Annotated in this window: 14 protein-coding genes; 12 read left to right on the top strand and 2 right to left on the bottom strand. The window is 47.9% G+C overall.

The genetic code is table 11. The features are described from left to right. Positions 1-63 precede the first annotated feature (63 nt). The 8 genes from atpG to glmS all read left to right on the top strand — a co-directional run bounded on the left by atpG (position 64) and on the right by glmS (position 11,308). The gene (atpG, locus tag AAGC78_RS09875; protein ID WP_435783908.1) at positions 64-927 is read left to right on the top strand and encodes a F0F1 ATP synthase subunit gamma; all 864 of its coding nucleotides are present in this window, start codon (positions 64-66) and stop codon (positions 925-927) included. A gap of 113 nt (positions 928-1,040) precedes the next feature. Further along, positions 1,041-2,420 carry a F0F1 ATP synthase subunit beta gene (gene atpD, locus AAGC78_RS09870; protein ID WP_435783907.1) on the top strand — a complete coding sequence of 460 codons (1,380 nt, stop codon included), beginning with the start codon at positions 1,041-1,043 and terminating at the stop codon, positions 2,418-2,420. Between the two features lie 79 nt (positions 2,421-2,499). Further along, on the top strand, positions 2,500-2,925 hold the full coding sequence (locus AAGC78_RS09865) for a F0F1 ATP synthase subunit epsilon (RefSeq protein ID WP_435783906.1): 426 nt from the start codon (positions 2,500-2,502) through the stop codon (positions 2,923-2,925). A 173-nt stretch (positions 2,926-3,098) separates the two neighbouring features. After that, entirely contained in the window at positions 3,099-4,457 is a 1,359-nt protein-coding gene (gene glmU, locus AAGC78_RS09860; protein ID WP_435783905.1) for a bifunctional UDP-N-acetylglucosamine diphosphorylase/glucosamine-1-phosphate N-acetyltransferase GlmU, read from the top strand. A 308-nt stretch (positions 4,458-4,765) separates the two neighbouring features. After that, positions 4,766-6,223 carry a polysaccharide lyase gene (locus tag AAGC78_RS09855; protein WP_435783904.1) on the top strand — a complete coding sequence of 486 codons (1,458 nt, stop codon included), beginning with the start codon at positions 4,766-4,768 and terminating at the stop codon, positions 6,221-6,223. A 141-nt stretch (positions 6,224-6,364) separates the two neighbouring features. After that, positions 6,365-8,482, top strand: a complete 2,118-nt coding sequence (locus AAGC78_RS09850; RefSeq protein WP_435783903.1) for a glycoside hydrolase family 9 protein — start codon at positions 6,365-6,367, stop codon at positions 8,480-8,482. 143 nt (positions 8,483-8,625) lie between these two features. Next, positions 8,626-9,396 (top strand): DeoR/GlpR family DNA-binding transcription regulator, encoded by a 771-nt coding sequence (locus AAGC78_RS09845; protein WP_435783902.1) that lies wholly within the window; start codon positions 8,626-8,628, stop codon positions 9,394-9,396. A 79-nt stretch (positions 9,397-9,475) separates the two neighbouring features. Further along, positions 9,476-11,308 (top strand): glutamine--fructose-6-phosphate transaminase (isomerizing), encoded by a 1,833-nt coding sequence (gene glmS / locus AAGC78_RS09840; protein ID WP_435783901.1) that lies wholly within the window; start codon positions 9,476-9,478, stop codon positions 11,306-11,308. 134 nt (positions 11,309-11,442) lie between these two features. On the opposite strand, the gene AAGC78_RS09835 is transcribed toward glmS, so the two are convergent. Beyond that, on the bottom strand, positions 11,443-12,732 hold the full coding sequence (locus AAGC78_RS09835) for a sensor histidine kinase (protein WP_435783900.1): 1,290 nt from the start codon (positions 12,730-12,732) through the stop codon (positions 11,443-11,445). Next, positions 12,729-13,403, bottom strand: a complete 675-nt coding sequence (locus AAGC78_RS09830) for a response regulator transcription factor (RefSeq protein ID WP_435783899.1) — start codon at positions 13,401-13,403, stop codon at positions 12,729-12,731. Before AAGC78_RS09830 ends, AAGC78_RS09835 begins: the two co-directional genes overlap by 4 nt. A gap of 155 nt (positions 13,404-13,558) precedes the next feature. Between AAGC78_RS09830 and AAGC78_RS09825 the strand changes: the two genes are divergently transcribed. From AAGC78_RS09825 to AAGC78_RS09810, 4 genes are all read left to right on the top strand, one after another. Continuing rightward, a complete protein-coding gene (locus tag AAGC78_RS09825) occupies positions 13,559-14,038 on the top strand; it encodes a Fur family transcriptional regulator (RefSeq protein ID WP_435783898.1) in 480 nt (159 codons plus the stop codon). Positions 14,039-14,193: 155 nt separating this feature from the next. Further along, a complete protein-coding gene (locus AAGC78_RS09820; protein ID WP_435783897.1) occupies positions 14,194-14,460 on the top strand; it encodes a PepSY domain-containing protein in 267 nt (88 codons plus the stop codon). Beyond that, complete coding sequence (locus AAGC78_RS09815) at positions 14,460-14,990, top strand: cytochrome b/b6 domain-containing protein (protein ID WP_435783896.1); 531 nt, start codon at positions 14,460-14,462, stop codon at positions 14,988-14,990. The genes AAGC78_RS09820 and AAGC78_RS09815 overlap by 1 nt, the downstream gene beginning before the upstream one ends. A 91-nt stretch (positions 14,991-15,081) precedes the next feature. Further along, positions 15,082-15,732, top strand: a complete 651-nt coding sequence (locus tag AAGC78_RS09810) for a DsbA family oxidoreductase (RefSeq protein WP_435783895.1) — start codon at positions 15,082-15,084, stop codon at positions 15,730-15,732. Positions 15,733-15,784: the final 52 nt, after the last annotated feature.

Below are 15,784 nucleotides of genomic sequence, written 5' to 3'. Positions count from 1 at the left end.
CTGCGTTAATTCGCAGCGATCTCTAACCTTTTAGGTCGCGAGGCCTTAACCGGGGTTCGAGAGATGGCAAGCACAAAAGAAATTCGGACGCAGATATCGAGCGTCAAAAGCACGCAGAAAATTACCAGCGCGATGGAAATGGTCGCCGCGAGTAAAATGCGCCGTGCACAAGAGCGGATGCAATTGGGTAAACCTTATGCCCAACGTATCCGTGAAGTAGTCGGGCATCTGGCCAACTCCAGCCCCGAGTACAAACACCGTTTTATGAAAGAGCGCGAAGTCAAACGCGTTGGCTATATCCTGGTTTCCAGTGACCGCGGTCTGTGTGGTGGTTTGAACACAAACATGTTCAAAGCCGCTATTAAAGACATGAAGGTTTGGGCAGACAAAGGTATCGCCATTGATTTGTGTCTGATCGGTGCGAAAGCCGGCCAATTCTTCAAAAGTTTTGGCGGTAATGTTGTTGCGTCAACCCGTGATATCGGCGAAGCCCCGCAAGTGGCCGACCTGATTGGCAGCGTGAAGGTAATGTTGGATTCATTTGAAGCTGGCACCATCGACAAGCTGTATCTGGTGAGCAACGACTTTGTAAACACCATGACGCAGTCACCAAAAGTTCGCCAATTGCTGCCTTTGGTTGCCGAAGAAAATACCAAGTTGAAACATCACTGGGATTATATCTACGAGCCGGATGCAGAGTTCCTGTTGAAAGGATTGCTGACTCGCTTTATTGAATCACAAGTCTATCAAGCGGTTGTTGAAAATGCGGCCTCTGAACAAGCTGCACGTATGATTGCGATGAAGAGCGCAACCGACAACGCCGGCGAATTGATTGATAGCTTGAAGTTGATTTATAACAAAGCACGTCAAGCAGCGATTACCCAGGAACTGTCAGAAATTGTGGGTGGTGCGGCAGCGATCCAATAAGCTGCGTTGTTAAGCATCGCCCTGAAAGGCTAACGATTTTTCTATTTAAACCTTCAGATCCTTGAGATTTATTAAAAGAGATCTGGAATTTCTGGAACAAAGAGGAACCGGAAATGAGTAGCGGACGTATCGTTCAGATTATCGGCGCCGTTATCGATGTGGAATTCCCACGCGATGCAGTGCCTAAAGTGTATGACGCTTTGGTTATCACCGATGGCAACCTGACCCTCGAAGTGCAACAGCAATTAGGTGACGGTGTAGTCCGTACTATTGCTCTGGGCTCCTCCGAAGGTTTGCGCCGTGGTTTGGTTGTGACCAATACCAACGAGCCAATCAAAGTGCCAGTGGGTACCGAAACCCTCGGTCGTATTATGGACGTATTGGGCAACCCAATTGATGAAGCGGGTCCAATCGGCGAAAAAGAGCGTATGCAGATTCACCGCGCTGCGCCTAAATACGAAGAACTGGCTGCTTCTGAAGAACTGCTCGAAACCGGTATTAAAGTTATCGACCTGGTTTGCCCATTCGCCAAAGGCGGTAAAGTAGGCCTGTTCGGTGGTGCCGGTGTAGGTAAAACCGTAAACATGATGGAACTCATCAACAACATCGCGAAAGAGCACAGCGGTCTGTCTGTATTCGCCGGTGTAGGTGAGCGTACTCGTGAAGGTAACGACTTCTACCACGAGATGAAAGAATCTAACGTAGTAGACAAAGTAGCGATGGTATACGGCCAAATGAACGAGCCGCCGGGGAACCGTCTCCGTGTAGCTCTGACTGGTTTGACCATGGCAGAAAAATTCCGTGACGAAGGTAAAGACGTTCTGTTGTTCGTTGACAACATTTACCGTTACACCCTGGCCGGTACTGAAGTATCTGCACTCTTGGGTCGTATGCCTTCAGCGGTAGGTTACCAGCCAACTCTGGCGGAAGAGATGGGCGTTCTGCAAGAGCGTATTACTTCTACCAAAATTGGTTCTATCACCTCTGTACAAGCGGTATACGTACCAGCGGACGACTTGACTGACCCGTCGCCAGCAACCACCTTTGCGCACTTGGACTCAACCGTAGTATTGAGCCGTGATATTGCAGCAAAAGGTATTTACCCGGCGATTGATCCACTGGATTCAACTTCACGTCAGTTGGACCCAATGGTTATCGGTCACGAGCACTATGCCACTGCGCGCGGTGTACAAACCGTACTGCAACGTTACAAAGAACTGAAAGATATTATCGCGATTCTGGGTATGGACGAATTGTCTGAAGAAGACAAACAAACCGTATCCCGTGCACGTAAAATCGAACGTTTCTTGTCACAACCTTTCCACGTAGCAGAAGTATTTACTGGTTCTCCAGGCAAATACGTTCCACTGAAAGAAACCATCCGTGGTTTCAAAGGTTTGTTAGCGGGTGAGTTCGATCACTTGCCAGAACAAGCTTTCTACATGGTTGGTTCTATCGACGAAGCGATCGAAAAAGCTGCCAAACTCAAGTAATCGCCAACCCCCGTGCTTAGCATGGGGGTTGTTTGCTGTACCCTCGGGTACGGCGTTATTTCAGTGAAGAGACACAAGTATGGCCATGACTATTCAATGCGATATCGTCAGTGCTGAGCGTGAAATTTTCTCAGGTTTGGTGGAGATGGTAATCACCACCGGTAGCTTGGGTGAAGTAGGTATTGCCTACGGCCACGCGCCACTGCTGACTGGCATCAAGCCAGGTCCTGTGCGTCTTATTAAACAAGGTGGCGCGGAAGAGATTTATTTCGTTTCCGGCGGTTTCCTTGAAGTTCAGCCTTATCACGTTACCGTTTTGGCAGACACTGCCTTGCGTGCCGATGATATGGATGAAGCTGCAGCATTAGAAGCACAGCAACTGGCGCAACAACAGCTAGCTGACCAATCGAGCGAGATTGATTTCCAGCGCGCTGCTATTCAATTGGCAGAAGCTTCTGCGCAATTGCGTACCTTGCAAGCGATTAAGAAAAAAGCAGGCAAGTAAGCGATCGTTGTTGAACCTGAAAAAGGCGACTTTCGAGTCGCCTTTTTTATTGCACAAATTTTTAACCAGTAGAGCTATTGTCATTTCAATGACCGATCAAATCGTTAAAATGTAGCGACAACTACCCGCTCCTCAGAATCAGCTTACAGAACTCAAACCCAAAGGACTTCATCATGCTCGATATCCTCGTACTTGCTGCCGGTAAAGGCACCCGCATGCGCTCTGACCTTCCCAAAGTATTGCACCCGATTGGTGGCAAAGCGCTAGTGCAGCATGTAGTGGATACCGCGCGTAAAGTGGGTGGCGAACAGATTTTAATTATCGTCGGCCACGGTGCAGAAAAAGTTGAAGAGCGCATGGCAGCGCCGGATGTGAAATTCGTTTTGCAAGCGCAGCAACTCGGCACCGGCCACGCGGTACAACAGGCATTGCCACAGCTGCGCAATGATGCAACGGTATTAATCCTCTACGGTGATGTTCCCCTCACCCGTGCAGAAACCTTGCAAAAATTGATCGCTGGCGTAAATGAAAAACAAATGGGTTTGCTCACCGTCAATATGCCCGACCCAACCGAATATGGCCGTATCCTGCGCGACAATTCCGGTGCAGTGATCGCGATTGTTGAACATAAAGATGCGAGCGACGAGCAGAAAAAAATCGCTGAAATTAATACCGGTATCATGGCAGTCAAAGCTGCGCATTTACAAAAGTGGTTGCCGCAGTTGAAAAACAATAATGCCCAAGGCGAATTTTATCTGACCGATATTATTGCGCTCGCCAAAGCCGATGGTGTTGCGATTCACGTAGAACAACCTGATGCGATTGAAGAGGTAGAAGGTATTAATAATCGCCGTCAGCAAGCAGCGTTGGAATGCTTTTACCAAAAACAAAAAGCCAATGAACTGATGGATGCTGGCGTTACTTTACTCGATCCACATCGCGTTGATGTGCGCGGAAGTTTAACCGTTGGCCGCGACGTGATTATCGATGTTAACTGTGTATTTGAAGGCGATGTAGTGTTGGGCGATGGCGTTGTTATTGAACCAAATTGCATTATTATCAATAGCAGAATCGGCAATAACTCTCGCATTAAAGCGTTCAGCCATCTCGAAGATGCAGAGCTTGCCGCGAATTGCGATATCGGCCCTTACGCCCGTTTGCGTCCCGGAACGCAATTGGCTGATGATGTAAAAATCGGCAATTTTGTTGAAACGAAAAAAGCCGTGATCGCCAAAGGCAGTAAAGTGAATCACCTAAGTTATATCGGCGATGCGACTATCGGCACTAAAGTAAATGTCGGCGCCGGTACGATTACCTGCAACTACGATGGTGTTAATAAATTCAAAACGGAAATTGGCGATAACGCTTTTATCGGTTCCAACTCGGCATTGGTTGCGCCAGTAAAAATTGGTGCGGGCAGTACCGTTGGTGCTGGTTCGATTATCACCAAAGATGTTGAAGAAGCCGAGCTGGCGATTGCGCGCAGCAAGCAACGCAATATTCAGGGTTGGGAACGGCCAACGAAAAAATAGTGATCGACAATAAACAAAGGAGCCAACTCGGCTCCTTTTGTATTTTGGGGTATCGATAAAATGGTCTTCACCTGCTTGTCAGGATTTGCAGTTTAGTTGTCTCGTTTGAATGAGCTATGCATCCCATTCTGCGGTACGACTTTTAGTAGCGATCAAAATCGGCAAAAAGTGGGATGAATCCAGAGGAAGAAATACGAATGATCAGCCAATAAAAATAGCTACAACATCGACCACCACAATTGCATCGCTCTGGCTTTTCGTTAGGCGCGACTTTCGCGTCGAGTTCGCAAAAAACCGGGGATTAAACCATGAACAAAAATTTGATCAGTGTGTTGGCAGTGGGCGTGAGCGCATTGTTGTTATCTACCGCAAGCAATGCTTACGAATGCGGTAATATTGCCCAATACCAAAATGGCCAGAGTTACACGGCAGGCCAGATAGTTAAAAATACTAATCGCGCATTTTCCTGCACCGTAGGTGGTTGGTGTTCAATAGGCGGTCCTTATGAGCCGGGTGTTGGTTGGGCTTGGACCAATGCGTGGAGCGACTTGGGTTCGTGCGGAACGGTGACGACAAGTTCGTCAGTAGCAGTATCGAGCAAATCATCCAGCGCCTTGTCATCCAGTTTGCCATCTTCCAGTAAAAGCTCATCAAGTGTGGTTAGCTCAAGTAAGTCTTCCGCAAGCAGCCTGAGCAGTAGCTCGCGCTCATCGCAATCGAGTAGTTCCAGCAGCAGTTCGTCTGCTAATGGAGCGCCATCGCTCTACAGCAATAATTTCCAACAGCACACCGCTGGTGCCTATACCGCTGCCAGATTCAGCGCGGATTGGGGTTTTGCTCCGGGGGCATCTGCCGGTGTGGCGGATAATCGTCTCAGCGTGGTAACTGATCCGCTGGAGTCCAGCAATCGCGTGTTGCGCGTAACCTACAAGGCCAATCAGATTGGTGGCAGCTCTGCCTCGGTATTTACTTATCCTATTCCCGGTGGGCCGCACACCCAACTGTGGCTGCAATACAAAGTGATGTTCGATAACAATTTCACTTGGGTAAAAGGCGGCAAGCTTCCGGGCTTGGCGGGTTATAACGGCACCAAACCAACCGGATGCGTCAATAATAGTCTGCTCGATGGATTCAGCGCGCGCTTTATGTGGCGTGAAAACGGCAACGGGTTTTTGTATCTCTACAATCCGGTCAAACAGGATGAATGTGGCGATTATTCCCCACTCGCGAGTTTTTTCACCAAGGGTCGTTGGTACACCATCACCAGTTCAGTCGAGTTAGGGACGGCTAATCAATACAACGGGGTAGTCACAACCTATATCGACGGTATAGAAGTATCCCGCGTCTCAGGTTTGATGTTGCGCAACTCAACGTCGGTTAGCATCGATAAGTTTTTGTTTGAAACTTTCTTTGGCGGCAGCACTACGGATTGGGCGCCCACAACCGACCAGTATTCTTATTTTGACAACATCACCATCAGTACCACCAGCCGTTTGAGCGAGGTAACCACCGGTGGAAATAACGGCGGAAACGTCAGCCATCCAATAACGGGTTACAGCCTATGGCAAAGCAATAAGTCTTATAGCCAGGGCAACCGGGTCTACCTGCAAGATAGCGCGGGTACTCATCACTACTACCAAGCGCGCTGGGGTGTTTCTGCCAATAAAAGTCCGCTGCAAAATTCCCTGCCGGAAAATTACGTGGGCGTTTACAGCCCGGTAAGGTTGGACAACGGTCAGCCTTGGGTGGAATTGATTAATCCTTGATGATAATACCGGTGCGCATGAGCCCCATGTCGCACCGGTTGTTTGCCAATCGATACAGGAAAAACCTTAAAACTGCTTATCTCTTTACTGTGAAACCGTTATCATCCGGTAATTAAATCAGATAATTAATAAGAGCGATTTATGAACCAGCCTGCACCTGCATTATCCAAATTATTTATCGGCCTGACTTTAACCGGATTGATCACTGCCTGCGGCGGTGGAGGTGGCGGTTCGAGCAATGTTAAACCCAGCTCCACACCAGTGACTGCATCCAGCCAAGCTCCGGTGGCATCGTCGGTCGCGCCGTCATCAACACCTGCATCAAGTTCCGCCGCGAGCTCTTCTGCGAACGGCTGCCAGCAACCGACGTCTTCATCGGCTATGTCTGTACCAAGTGCGGCTTTATTGGGTAACGCGAGCATCAGCAATTTTATTGTGGTGGACCAATTTGGCTATCTACCTGACGCTAAAAAAGTTGCGGTGATTCGCGATCCGCAAATTGGTTATGACGCTGATCGTAGTTTTAACCCGGGCGCGTCCTATGAGTTGATTAATCTCGATACCAATACGGTAGCTCTTAGCAAAGCCGTTACTAGCTGGAAATCCGGGGCGACCTTTGATGCGGCTGGCGATAAAGCCTGGTGGTTTGATTTCTCAGCCATAACCACGCCGGGTACCTACGCGATTTTGGATAAAGCCAATAACGTCCGCTCACCTAGCTTCAAAATTTCAACGACTGTCTACAAAACCGTGCTTAAGCACGCAATGCGCACCTTTTACTATCAGCGCGCGGGATTGGCTAAACAGGTGCCTTGTGCTGAAGCGGGTTGGACTGATGCGGCCAGCCATATAGGTGCAGGTCAGGATAAAAACGCCCGTCTCTTCAGCGACAAAAATAACGCCGCTACCGAAAAAGACCTGTCGGGTGGTTGGTACGATGCGGGTGATTACAACAAATACACCAACTGGCACGCCTACTATCTGGTCGCCCTACTCCATGCCTATACGGAAAATCCCGGCGCTTGGACTGATGACTACAACATCCCCGAATCCGGCAACGGCATTCCCGACATTATCGATGAGATCAAATGGGGCTTTGATTGGCTGAAGAAAATGCAGAACAATGATGGTTCTGTCCTTTCCATCCTCGGTTTGTCGCACAGCAATGCCAGTGGCGGTCATGCCAGCCCTCCATCCAGCGCAACGGGCGCGAGTTATTACGGCCCTGCCAATACTTCGGCGACTTTGACCAGTGCTGGCGCGTTTGCGCTGGGGGCGAAGATTTTGGGCGGCTTGGGTAATACCGAACTGAATACCTACGCGGCAGATTTGAAAACCCGCGGTGAAAAAGCCTGGGATTGGGCGATTACCAATCCGAATGTCATCTTCCGTAATAATGAGGGTGCATCGGCAGGTCTGGGTGCCGGTCAACAAGAAGTAGATGATGCAGGCCGCGCGACGAAAAAACTGACGGCGGCGATCTACCTGTTTGCCGCGACTGGCTCTTCAACTTATCGCTCTCATGTCGATACCAATGCTACTAATGCAACCAACTGGGTCGCGCCCTGGAATGAACCTGAGTTAACGGCTTGGCTCTATTACGCCACGCTTCCGGATGCGACCACCACAATCGCCAATACTTTGAAGAGCCAGTATCAATCTGCGCTCAATACCAGCGATAACTGGCCAGCCGTGCGCAATGGCGATGATCCTTATCGCGCCTTTTTAGGCACCAGCAACTTCACTTGGGGCAGCAACCGGACTATGTCGCGCAAGGGTCAAACCTTTTACAACTTGGTCAGTTACAGCGTCGGTACGCCGGATAGCAACGAGGTGCGCAACGCGGCGGCCGGTTACCTGAACTATATCCACGGCACTAACCCGCAGGGCTTGGTTTACCTGTCCAATATGTACAGCCTGGGTGTACATAGCTCGGTCAATGAGTTCTACCATTCCTGGTTTACCAACGGCAGCACCCTGTGGGATAGAGTGGGCACATCGACCTATGGTCCGGCACCGGGCTTTTTAGTCGGTGGCCCCAACCCGTCTTACGACTGGGATAGTAACTGTACCTCCAATAGCCCGAATGCCGGTTGCGGCAGCGCAGCGCCCAATCCACCTAAAGGCCAACCGGCGATGAAAGCCTATCTGGATTTCAATACCAGCTGGCCGCTTAACTCCTGGCAGATCACCGAAAACCACAACGATTATCAGGTCGCTTACGTTCGCCTGCTCTCCAAATTTGTCCCCAATCCCTAATCAGTAAGGGATCAATCAAAAGGCACTTGTCGCAGGGCAAGTGCCTTTTGTCGTTTTAGTGAACATATTTTGTTAGAAAACTTGCTTAAAAGTTTCGAAGTATTAAAATATCTTTCAAATCGAAACTTATTTGGCAGTCAAAAATGACAAAGCGTAACACCCAGCAGCGCCGTCGCGCGATTATCGATCTGCTTAATGAAAGCGGCGAAGTCAGTGTAGAGACGCTGGCGGAACAGTTTGCCACCTCGGAAGTCACTATCCGCAAGGACTTGGCCGCACTGGAATCCAACGGTTTATTGCTACGTCGTTACGGTGGTGCGGTGTTAATGCCGCAAGAATTGATCAATGACCCAAGTGGTGAGAAAGTTTCACTTCGTAAGCAAGCCATTGCCAAAGCCGCCGCCCAACTGATCCGCGACCACAACCGCATCATCCTCGATAGCGGCAGCTCCACCACCGCCGCGCTCTTACCCGAATTGTCCGGCAAACAGGGTTTGGTGGTGATGACCAATTCCCTCAGCATCGCCAACGCCCTGCGCGAATTGGAAAATGAACCCACCATTTTGATGACTGGCGGCACCTGGGACCCAAAATCCGAAGGCTTCCAGGGCCAACTCGCTGAACAGATCCTGCGCTCCTACAATTTCGACCAATTTTTTATCGGCGCCGACGGTTTGGATCTGGAGCGCGGCACAACCACATTTAACGAACTCTACAGTTTGAGTCGCGTAATGGCGGAAGTCGCACGCGAAGTAATTGTGATGGCCGAGTCCGACAAACTCGGGCGCAAAATCCATAACCTTGAATTGCCTTGGTCGGCGATAAAAGTTTTGGTGACTGACGACGGCATCGCTGAACAAGATAAAAAGAAAATTGAACAACAAGGTGTGCAAGTAATTTGTGCATCCGCATAACAACTACAAAAAGCATTAAGACCACGATTTACAAAAACAAAATATTTTTACTACTACTAAACAGCTCAAGGAGTTAATCATGTGTGGAATTGTTGGCGCAGTAGCGCAACGCGATGTGGTGGATATTCTGGTGGAAGGATTGCGTCGCCTTGAATATCGCGGTTATGACTCTGCCGGTGTGGCAGTTGTTAACAGCAGTGGCGAATTGCAACGTATTCGTCGTCTGGGAAAAGTAAAAGAATTATCCGATGCAGTACACACCAGCCCTACCCCCGGTGGCACTGGCATCGCGCATACCCGCTGGGCAACACACGGTGAGCCGAGCGAGCGCAATGCGCATCCGCATTTATCAAAAGACCATATCGCGGTAGTGCATAACGGCATCATCGAAAACCATGCATCGCTGCGCAATTTATTGCAAGAAGAAGGCTACGTATTTACTTCCGATACCGATACCGAAGTGATCGCGCATTTGGTACAAAAAGAATTAAAAAATACTGACAGCCTGTTAAAAGCCGTTCAAAAAAGTGTAAAAAATTTGCACGGTGCTTACGGTACAGTATTGATGGATAAAAATGATTCATCACGTTTGGTTGTCGCCCGCTCCGGCAGTCCGCTGGTGATTGGTCTTGGCATCGGCGAAAACTTTATTGCATCCGATCAACTCGCACTCTTGCCGGTAACGCGCCGTTTTATTTTTCTGGAAGAAGGCGACGTTGCAGAAATCACCCGTCACAGCATCCAGATTTTTGATAAAGACGGTGTGGCAGTTGAGCGTCAAATTCACGAATCCACTGCCAGTTATGACGCGGGCGATAAAGGCAAATACCGCCACTTTATGCTCAAGGAAATTTACGAACAACCTAACGCAGTGACGAATACGCTCGAAGGTCGTTTGAGCAGTGAATCAGTAATGGATGAAACTTTTGGTAATGGCGCAGCCGAATTATTTAAACAAGTAAAACACATCCAGATCGTTGCCTGCGGCACCAGCTATCACTCAGCAATGGTCGCGCGCTACTGGTTGGAATCACTCGCCGGAATTTCCTGCAACGTAGAAATCGCCAGCGAATTCCGTTATCGCAAATCCTTTGTGCAACCCAACAGCATGGTTGTGACCATCAGCCAGTCAGGTGAAACTGCAGATACCTTAGCCGCTTTGCGTTTAGCAAAAGAACTCGGCTACTTGGGCAGCTTGAGTATTTGCAACGTTGCTGGTTCATCGCTGGTGCGCGAATCTGATCTCGCCTTTATGACCCGCGCCGGAGCCGAAATTGGCGTAGCCTCCACCAAAGCCTTTACCACGCAATTGGTTGGTTTGGCGATGCTTGTATTAGCCATTGGAAAATACAACGGCCTTTCAACTGAACAACAAAAGGATATGGTTGCCGCATTAAAAAATCTGCCAGCAAAATTGGAAGAGTCTTTAGCGCTCGCACCAAAAATTGAAGCACTCGCAGAAGAGTTTGCCGATAAACACCACGCACTCTTTTTAGGTCGCGGCGATCAATATCCAATCGCAATGGAAGGCGCGTTGAAATTAAAAGAAATTTCCTATATCCACGCCGAAGCTTACGCCGCCGGTGAATTAAAACACGGCCCGCTCGCATTGATCGATGCAGAAATGCCGATCATTGTTGTTGCACCCAATAACGATCTGCTGGAAAAACTAAAATCCAACGTGGAAGAAGTGCGCGCACGCGGCGGTATCTTGTACGTATTTGCCGATGAAGATGCAAAATTCGAATCAGACGCAACCATGCGCGTAATCAATGTCCCGCATATTCATCCTTGGTTAGCGCCAATCCTTTACACATTGCCACTACAGCTACTAAGCTATTATGTAGCGATAATCAAAGGCACCGATGTAGATCAACCACGCAACCTCGCAAAAAGTGTGACTGTGGAATAATTTTTCGTTTAAGCAATGAGTGATAGAACCCGGCGGTGATCTATATTTTTTAGATTAGGTCTGTGCCGGGCTTTTTTCCTTCCGATTTATACGGAACAATCGAGATAATTTTCAATTTAAGCTATTTCCGTCGATTAAATAAATTTCACCGAAAAAGTAACCGTCTCGGAATCAGGTAAAAAATGTAGGTTCCAGTTGCAGTGCACGCAAAGCCGGCTAATTAATTCCAATCCCAAGCCGCCACCATTGCGACCACTTTTGCGGGCGAGGCGGCCGTACATTTCGCTGATTTCCTGCATGGTCATTTCTTTGTTGGTATTTTTAATCGTAACTGTTGAGTCTTTATCCAGACTGATAAATATTTCTCCGCTGTGGGAATTTTCAATCGCATTTCTCAGCAAATTCCCCAGTGCACACTTCACCATTTGCAGGGGTGCGGTAATTTCGCACGCGGGTAGTTGTTCCATCTTAATTTCGACGTTTCTTTCGCTGGCAAGAAAGGCGTGTTCTTTAATGATCTCCAGAATGAGCTGATCAAGAAAAATCAGTTCGCTATTCTCCTGTACGCGGGCGGGATCTTTGGCGAGTACCAACAAAATGGCGATCATTTCATTGACATCGTTGATCGATCCGCGCACGCAGGTTAAGCGGCCTTTAATATTGTCGGGGATATTTTTTTCATCAAGGGAGAGTTTTACTACACCATCGATCACCGATAATGGCGTACGCAATTCATGGCTTGCCATGTTAATAAAATCGCGTTCCCGCTCTAAAAATTGTTCGTTGCGCTCGATATAGGTATTCATCGCATCGACAATAACTTCGATTTCCGTACTTGAATTATCGGGTAGCCGTAAACGCTGTTTTTGCTTGTCCGGTGTTAGTTGCTGGATTTGCTGTGCAAGTTCTTGCAGCGGCCTAACCAACCATCCCGCTGCCCAGGCGATAAAAATACAGAGTACAAAACTAACGACCCCGGCGGCGATAAAAATAGTGTTGCGCGCTTTTGCCTCTTCACGCTCCAAGTCATCGATGTGTAGTAGCAATACCAGGGATTGCGCGCCGGTATCGCGGATCAGTAACACGCGATTTTTTCCTTCAAATATAATTTCATCGTGCAACCCTGGCCCGAGTTCAAGCAAAGGTGCATGACGCGGATTATTTTTATCCAGCGCAAACATTGCCATAGCGTCAGTATTAGGCCATTCATACGCTGGATCAGCTTCGCGGCGATTGATCAAATAATCCATTTCGCTTTTTAGCGACGAATTCCACACCAATTCTTCGGCACGCTCGTTGATTACAAAGTCATTGGCCAATACACCCAAGGTCAGCAATATTTGATAGGTGATCAAACCAATAATAATTTTCCGGCGCAAACTCCAGCGATAAGTGAATGTGTGTAGCGCATTAGTTGAAGTCATAAACTCGCCAGGCGATAGCCGATTCGTGGAAGAGTGTGAATAAGTTTGTTGGGAAAAGGTGCATCCACTTTGCGGCGCAAATCATGGATATACGCGCGCAATTTATCGCTACCCGGTGGACTATCGCCCCAAATACATTCTTCAAGTTGCGTGTGGGTAACAATCGATGGGCTTGCTTCCATTAGCAGGCGCAACATTTTTTTATACATGGGATAAAGTTGGATGGATTGTCCGGCTCTGCTCACTTCCATCGTTGAAAGATCGAAACTCAAATCAGCCACTTCCAAAACCCGCGCTTTGGCGGAACGCGACGTGCGCGCAATCAATGCCTCCATGCGCACTTCCAATTCCATAAATTCAAAAGGTTTGGTCAGGTAATCATCTGCGCCCGCATGAAATCCGCTGACCTTATCCGGCAGTTCCGCGCGCGCGGTTAACATAATGATCGGCACTGTGCTCTGGTGTTCTTCGCGCAATTCTTTCAGTAATTGAAAGCCATCCAATTTGGGCAGATTCCAATCCAGGATGATGCCATCGTACTGCTGGGTTGTTGCCAGCCAGCGTCCCACCAATCCATCGGGTGCGGCATCTAATATGTGTCCCTTGGCTTCAAAATAATCGAATAAATTGGCTACCAGATTCTGGTTGTCTTCAACGATTAGCAGCTTCATTTCTCTCAATCCACAAGGTTGATCTGGTTCTGCAGGAGACGGTTTTGCAGGGACAAAATAAGGACGGGGTGCCCGCTACAATGGCGCGCAGTCATTCTTATTAGCGATTGCTATTAAATATCAGTGAAACCAACTTGATAAGTCAAGAAGTGTCTATGAATTCCAGTAGCGGTATTATGAGAAAGGCGAAAGCGGCAGATCACCTGGATTTTGGTGAGCGCTACTTTGCGCTGGCACAGCTCAAACACGCAGGTCTGGCGGCGACTGATTCGCGCCTGAAAGTGCTTGCTACCTTCTATTCTACCAACGGTTCAAATCAATCCATTCTTGATATTTACCGCACCCTGCAAAAAAACAAAACCCCCGTACCATTTTCCACTATTTACAATGCCCTGAGCCGCTTTGCGGAAAAGGGTATTTTGGTTGCGCGGATGCAGATCAATGGTGCGAAGCATTATGAAGTTAATGGCGGTGATCATCCATCGCATATTGTGTGTTACAAGTGCGGGCAGCGATCCAGTTTTTTTAATTATCAATTAATGGATGCCTGCAAAAAACAGATACAGAATTTAGGTGTTGATACCGACGAGTTTTCGATTTCAATAAATGGCATATGCAAAGCCTGCGCTGTTTAAGTAGGTGATGATTGAAAGGATTCTGTTGTTTTACCCCATAATAAAATAGTTAAAACGTTCGCAAAAAAATATAACAGTTTGAACTTAAACCTTACCCACGAATCACCTCTATTGTTAGTCAAAAAAACCTTCTAATCCAATACGGAGATTATCCTATGCGCATGCTTTTCCTTGCGACCCTGACGTTATGCAGTGCCACCGCTTTTGCTGGACCTCAATGTACTACCGCCGATAAATCTACCTGGTTGGATCAAACCAAATTTCAGGAAGATTTGAAAAAGCAAGGTTACGAAATCAAAGTGTTTAAAGTGACCGATGGCAACTGCTATGAAATTTACGGTTGGAACAAAGACAAGAAAAAAGTCGAAATATATTTTGATCCGGTTTCAGGCAAACCAGTGAAAGAGGAAATTGACGAGTAATGTCAGCACAAACCGAAAAACTCTGGGACTCGCTTATCCGTTTGTTTCACTGGTCGATAGCGGGAATTTTTATTGCCAACTATTTTTTTAATGAAGCCGGCGATTCTTGGCACCAGTGGCTTGGTTACATTGCCGTTGCCTGGTTGGTAGTAAGATTTTTCTGGGGCTTTTTCGGTGCTGGTGCAGCGCGTTGGGCAGATTTTTTCCCCACGCCTGCGCGGCTTAAAACACATCTCACTGCACTGCTAACAGGAAAACCTTATCACCGCATGGGCCATTCACCCTTAGGTGGTTTGGTCATGATATTAATGATGCTCTGTATTTTATCGCTGGGCATCACCGGTTATATGATGGAAGAAATTGATTATTTCTGGGGCGAAGACTGGGTGCAAAACCTGCACGACTGGATCGCTAGTACATTATTAGCGCTAGTATTAGTGCATGTATTCGCCGCTTTGTTTGAAAGCTATCGGTTAAAGGAAAATCTTCCACTCTCAATGGTGACCGGTAACAGGCGAAAAATAGAATAATAATGATAAAAGTCATAGGTTAAATCATTAATCTGGATATCAGCAACCGCGAGCGTTATGCTCGTGGTTTCGTTTATTTCAGGATAATGTCATGCTGCGACTCGATTTTATTTCCGATATTAATTGCCCCTGGTGCGCACTCGGCCTTGCGAATTTGAAAGCGGCGCTGGCGAATCTTGGGGATGAAATAAAGGTGGATCTGCACTTCCAGCCGTTTGAACTCAACCCGCAACTTCCACGAGAAGGTGTTGATCTGGTGGATTATTTGCGCGGCAAATATGGCATGACCGCTGAGCAAATCGAAGCGAATCATACAACCTTGCGCGAGCGTGGAGCGGAAGTGGGTTTTGTATTTGGCAAGCGCGATCGCCTGTGGAATAGTTTTGATGCGCACCGCCTGCTTTACTGGGCAGCGCAAGAAGGTAAACCGGAAAGCCAGCAACAATTGAAAACTGCATTGATGCAAGCTTATCAAGGCGAAGGCCGCAATCATTCCGACGCGCAAGTTCTAATCGAATTGGCTGGACAATCTGGGTTGGATAAAACGCGCGCGCAAGCAATTCTGGCTTCAGACGAGTATGTGCGTGAAGTGCGCGAGTTGGAACAGCAGTGGCAAAGTGCAGGAATTAGTGCAGTGCCGAGTTTGGTGATCAACAGAAAACATTTAATTCAAGGCGCACAACCGTCTGCGTTAATTGAACAGGCATTGCGCGATATAAATGCGCAGGTATATAAGAGTTGACTTACAAAAACCATCAAGCTTTAATAAACGTGAATTAAAGAGATGTACTCAT

The organism is Cellvibrio sp. (assembly GCF_039207905.1).
Classification (GTDB): domain Bacteria; phylum Pseudomonadota; class Gammaproteobacteria; order Pseudomonadales; family Cellvibrionaceae; genus Cellvibrio.
This window is presented reverse-complemented; position numbering and strand designations above follow the sequence as displayed.